Raw genomic sequence first — 4,295 nt, 5'->3', positions numbered from 1 at the left:
TATCGGCGGCGTGGTCTGCATGGTCATCGTGGTCTGCGTGGTCATCATGCCCGTCCATGTCATGCGCATCATGAGCATGCTCATGCGCCTCAAACGCAACGCCGCTTCGGTTCTCTAACACTTCAGTCCCTGCACTGTCTTGCAAGGTCAGATGGACAGCCCCCCCGGCCAGCGTTTCAATGGGTTCATTCAGCCACGGTGTCAGCGCAGGCCCGACCCAGACCACCAGATCAGCCCCGGCAAGCGCGCGCGCCTCGGATGGGCGCATGGCATAGCTGTGGGGCGTGGCCCCCGGCGGGATCGTCAGATCGGGGCTGCCGACCCCGTCCATCACGATCGAGACAAGCGCATGAACCGGCGCAATATCGGTCGCAACCCGGGGGGCATCGGCCCACGCCCCCGAAGACAATAGAACAGCTGAAGCACAAAGAAGCCAACGCATGGGTGATATCCTGATTGTTATAATGTAACGCTTGTTATGCCGGATGTTATAACATATCAAGAGGCAATCATCACCGGAGGCCAGTAATGCCAACCATTGGATTTGAATCCCATGACCATCACGCTTGCGTCAGCGACGCGATGGCCAAGGCCGAAGCACGCTGCACGGCCTCTGCCCTGCGCCTGACACCGGTGCGCCGCCGGGTGCTGGAATTGCTGCTGGCCGAACACCGCGCGCTTGGGGCCTATGATATCTTGGGCCATCTGTCCGCCGAGGGGCTAGGCACCCAGCCGCCCGTCGCCTACCGCGCGCTGGATTTTCTGGTCAAAGCCGGTTTCGCCCATCGGGTAGAAGCATTGAACGCTTATATCGCCTGCGCCCATTTGGGGGCGGATCACACCCCCGCCTTCCTGATTTGTCGCAGCTGCCGTTCCGTCGCCGAAAGCGACACTGCGCTTACCCAAGGCCGCCTTGGCGAAGCGGCCCGCGCTGCCGGTTTCCAGATCGAACATACCGTCGTCGAAGCCCAAGGCCTGTGCCCCGCCTGCCAGAGCGGGGACGCCGCATGAGCCTGATTGCGACCCATGACCTTCGGCTGGTGCTGGGGGGGCAAACCGTTTTGGACGGCGTGAATATCGCCATCAAAAAAGGTGAAATCGTCACCATCGTCGGGCCGAACGGGTCCGGTAAATCCAGCCTGCTGCGTGCGTTGATTGGTGCCCTAAAGCCTGCAAAGGGTACGATCACCCGCAGCCCTGGCTTGCGGATCGGGTATGTGCCGCAAAAGCTGCAAATCGACGCAAGCCTACCCTTGACCGTTCAGGGCTTTCTGAACCTGCCCCGCCGTCAATCCCGTGACATCGTGAAAACCGCCCTGCAAAAAGCAGGCGTTCCCGATTTGGCCGAACAGCAAATGTCATCCCTGTCGGGGGGGCAATTCCAACGGGTGCTGCTGGCGCGGGCCTTGCTGAACACCCCTGATATTTTGATCCTCGACGAGGCGACGCAGGGTCTGGACCAACCCGGTGCTGCCGCGTTCTATCGCCAAATCGAAGACGTGCGCCGCGAGATGGGCTGTGCCGTGCTCATGGTCAGCCATGATCTGCATGTGGTCATGGCCGCGTCGGATCGGGTGCTGTGCTTGAACGGCCATGTCTGCTGCGAAGGCACCCCCGAGATTGTCGCCGATGCACCAGAATACCGGGCGCTGTTCGGCACCGGCACGCAGGGCGCATTGGCCCTGTATCGCCACGAGCATACCCATTCCCACGACCACGATCATGACCATGGAGACCACTGATGCTGGATGATTTCGTGATGCGGGCGGGGCTGGCGGGGGTCGGCGTGGCGCTGGCTGCGGCCCCTTTGGGCTGCTTTGTGGTCTGGCGACGAATGGCGTATTTCGGTGATGCCACGTCCCATGCCGCGCTGCTGGGCGTGGCCTTGGCGCTGTCGCTGGAGCTGCCGATATTTGCCGGCGTTTTGGTGGTCGCTTTGGCGATGGCGTTGATTGTCAGCGGGCTAAGCGGACGCACGGTCAGCACCGACGCCCTGCTGGGGGTATTGGCGCATGGGGCGCTGGCGATTGGTTTGGTGGCGGTGTCGCTGCTGCCCAACCAGCGGGTCGATCTGAGCGCGTATTTATTTGGCGAAATTCTGGCGGTAACCAAGGGGGATCTGGCGATCATCTGGGCCGGTGCGGCTGTGTCTATTGCCCTGCTGGTCTGGCGTTGGCAGGCGTTGTTGTCGGCGACACTGAACCCCGATTTGGCAACCGCAAGCGGGGTGAACCCCCACCGCGAGCAGTTGATCCTGACCCTAGCGCTTGCTGTGACGGTGGCCGTCGCGTTGAAAGTCGTGGGCGCGCTGCTGATTGCGGCGATGCTGATCATCCCCGCCGCCGCCGCACGTCCGTTTTCGCGCACGCCTGAAACGATGGCGCTGATGGCGGCGGGCATTGGCATGGCCTCAACGCTCGGCGGGCTGGCAACCTCCTTCGCCTTCGACACCCCAACGGGGCCCAGCATCGTAAGCGTCGCGGCTGTGATCTTTGCGCTGACGGCGGGGCTGGCCCCTGCCCTGCGCCGCTAAGGCTTTGAAATCACGGCAGTTGCTTCAATCTCGACCTTTGCTTCATCCTCGATCAAACCAGCGACGACGACCATTGCCATAGCGGGGAAATGCCGCCCCATGACCTCGCGGTAGGCGCGGCCTACGTCCCCTTGGGCGGCGACATATTCGGCCTTGTCTGTCACATACCATGTCAGGCGCATGATATCTTCGGGGGCACCGCCTGCTGCCTCAACCACAGTGCGGATATTCAGCAACGCCTGTTTCATCTGACCGATGAAATCATGCGCCTCGAATTTCTGATCCGCCGTCCAGCCGATCTGGCCGCCGACAAACAGATGCCCGTCCGCGCTAAGCACGCCATTGGCATAGCCCTTTGCCGGGGCCCATCCTTCGGGTTGGATCACTTGATGAGACATGGGTTTTCCTTTTCAGACAGGCGCTTAGACGCCAAGATATTGATCCGCGACGCCCCGATCGAGGGACGCCATCGTGCCCGACCAGACTGACCGGCCGCGTTCCAGAATAACCGCGCGATCTGCGACTTGGCGCAGCTCGGCGAGCGATTTATCGACGACAATTAAGGACAACCCGCTATCGCGTTTCAGCGTGGCCACGGCGGCCCAGATTTCCTGACGCACGACCGGGGCAAGACCTTCGGTCGCCTCGTCCAGCAGCAGCAGCGTGGGGTTTGTCATCAAAGCGCGGCCAATCGCCAGCATTTGCTGTTCCCCCCCCGACAAAGACGCCGCGATCTGGTCACAGCGTTCGCCAAGACGCGGGAACAAGACGCAGACGCGTTCAAAGTCCCAAGGACCGGGACGCGCCGCCGCGATGAGGTTTTCATAGACCGTCAGCGGCCCGAAACAACGCCGCCCCTCCGGCACCAACCCCAGCCCCGCTTGCGCGGCCTTGTGGCTGGGCAACGGCCCAATGTCGCGGCCATCGAATTGCACGGTTCCTGCTGAATGTTTTAACATCCTACAGATCACCTTGATGGTTGATGACTTGCCCATCCCGTTGCGCCCCATCAGCGCGCAAACCTCGCCTGCCTCAAGTTCCAGATCGACGCCGAACAAGGCCTGCGTCGGCCCGTAAGATGCCGTGATCCCTTGCAGTTTCAGAAAACTCATGCCGCGTCCTCCGCCCCCAGATAGGCCTCTCGGACGGTCGGGTCACGGCGGATTTCATCCGCGGTGCCGGTGGCAATAACGCGCCCGTAGACCAGCACGCTGATCCGGTCGGCCAGTGCAAAAACCGCATCCATGTCATGTTCAACCAACAAAATCGGCGCCTGCACCCGCAGGCTGTCCAAGAACCCTGTCAGCCGTTTTGATCCCGATGCGCCAAGCCCGGCCATCGGTTCGTCCATCAAAAATACCTTGGGTTCAAGGGTCAGTGCCACGGCGACCTCAAGCAACCGGCGCTGGCCGTGGGACAGATCAGCGGTGCGCTTGGTGGCCTGTCCCTCAAGCCCGACGCGGACAAGGGCAGACATCGCGCGATCCACCAATGCCTTGTTCTTCATCACCGGCCGGAAAAACCGCATCACGCTGCCATCTTGCCCCAAGGCCCCCAGCACCGCGTTTTGCAGCACAGTATATTCCATCGCCAGCGACGATATCTGAAACGTCCGCCCCAACCCGGCGCGCGCACGCGCCACGGTTCCCACAGGGGTGACATCACGGCCATCAAATTCCACCGTCCCGCTGTTTGAGCGTAGTCCGCCAGCGATCTGCTTGATCAAGGTGGATTTACCTGCGCCATTGGGGCCGATCAACGC

General features: G+C 61.8%; 7 protein-coding genes. 3 read left to right on the top strand and 4 right to left on the bottom strand.

What is annotated here, in order from left to right; all coding sequences use genetic code 11:
• A partial coding sequence (locus tag ABYT07_RS19325; protein ID WP_372993648.1) for a metal ABC transporter solute-binding protein, Zn/Mn family occupies positions 1-442 on the bottom strand: 442 nt, incomplete at its 3' end.
• A gap of 86 nt (positions 443-528) precedes the next feature.
• Here ABYT07_RS19325 and ABYT07_RS19320 point away from each other — a divergent pair.
• The 3 genes from ABYT07_RS19320 to ABYT07_RS19310 are packed head-to-tail and all read left to right on the top strand — an operon-like array spanning position 529 to position 2,533.
• Positions 529-1,011: a transcriptional repressor gene (locus tag ABYT07_RS19320; protein WP_372993647.1), complete on the top strand. Its 483-nt coding sequence runs from the start codon at positions 529-531 to the stop codon at positions 1,009-1,011.
• Positions 1,008-1,742 (top strand): metal ABC transporter ATP-binding protein, encoded by a 735-nt coding sequence (locus tag ABYT07_RS19315; protein WP_372993646.1) that lies wholly within the window; start codon positions 1,008-1,010, stop codon positions 1,740-1,742. The genes ABYT07_RS19320 and ABYT07_RS19315 overlap by 4 nt, the downstream gene beginning before the upstream one ends.
• On the top strand, positions 1,742-2,533 hold the full coding sequence (locus ABYT07_RS19310; RefSeq protein WP_372993645.1) for an iron chelate uptake ABC transporter family permease subunit: 792 nt from the start codon (positions 1,742-1,744) through the stop codon (positions 2,531-2,533). Before ABYT07_RS19315 ends, ABYT07_RS19310 begins: the two co-directional genes overlap by 1 nt.
• Here the strand turns inward: ABYT07_RS19310 and ABYT07_RS19305 are convergent.
• The 3 genes from ABYT07_RS19305 to ABYT07_RS19295 form a co-directional block, all read right to left on the bottom strand.
• Positions 2,530-2,931 (bottom strand): RidA family protein, encoded by a 402-nt coding sequence (locus ABYT07_RS19305; protein WP_372993644.1) that lies wholly within the window; start codon positions 2,929-2,931, stop codon positions 2,530-2,532. The two genes, ABYT07_RS19310 and ABYT07_RS19305, sit on opposite strands and share 4 nt — an antisense overlap.
• A 24-nt stretch (positions 2,932-2,955) precedes the next feature.
• Positions 2,956-3,645 carry an ABC transporter ATP-binding protein gene (locus ABYT07_RS19300; RefSeq protein WP_372993643.1) on the bottom strand — a complete coding sequence of 230 codons (690 nt, stop codon included), beginning with the start codon at positions 3,643-3,645 and terminating at the stop codon, positions 2,956-2,958.
• A partial coding sequence (locus ABYT07_RS19295) for an ABC transporter ATP-binding protein (protein ID WP_372993642.1) occupies positions 3,642-4,295 on the bottom strand: 654 nt, incomplete at its 5' end. The genes ABYT07_RS19300 and ABYT07_RS19295, both read right to left, overlap by 4 nt.

This window comes from Sulfitobacter sp. (genome assembly GCF_041552635.1).
Taxonomy (GTDB): Bacteria; Pseudomonadota; Alphaproteobacteria; order Rhodobacterales; family Rhodobacteraceae; genus Sulfitobacter.
Note: the sequence above shows the minus strand (reverse complement) of the source record. Positions and strands in the feature narration are given on the sequence as shown.

Bases quoted from the DNA above. Each gene is read 5' to 3' on its own strand.
- ABYT07_RS19320 (WP_372993647.1), top strand. From the start codon at position 529: ATGCCAACCATTGGATTTGAATCCCATGACCATCACGCTTGCGTCAGC.
- ABYT07_RS19315 (WP_372993646.1), top strand. From the start codon at position 1,008: ATGAGCCTGATTGCGACCCATGACCTTCGGCTGGTGCTGGGGGGGCAA.
- ABYT07_RS19300 (WP_372993643.1), bottom strand. From the start codon at position 3,645: ATGAGTTTTCTGAAACTGCAAGGGATCACGGCATCTTACGGGCCGACG.
- ABYT07_RS19310 (WP_372993645.1), top strand. From the start codon at position 1,742: ATGCTGGATGATTTCGTGATGCGGGCGGGGCTGGCGGGGGTCGGCGTG.
- ABYT07_RS19305 (WP_372993644.1), bottom strand. From the start codon at position 2,931: ATGTCTCATCAAGTGATCCAACCCGAAGGATGGGCCCCGGCAAAGGGC.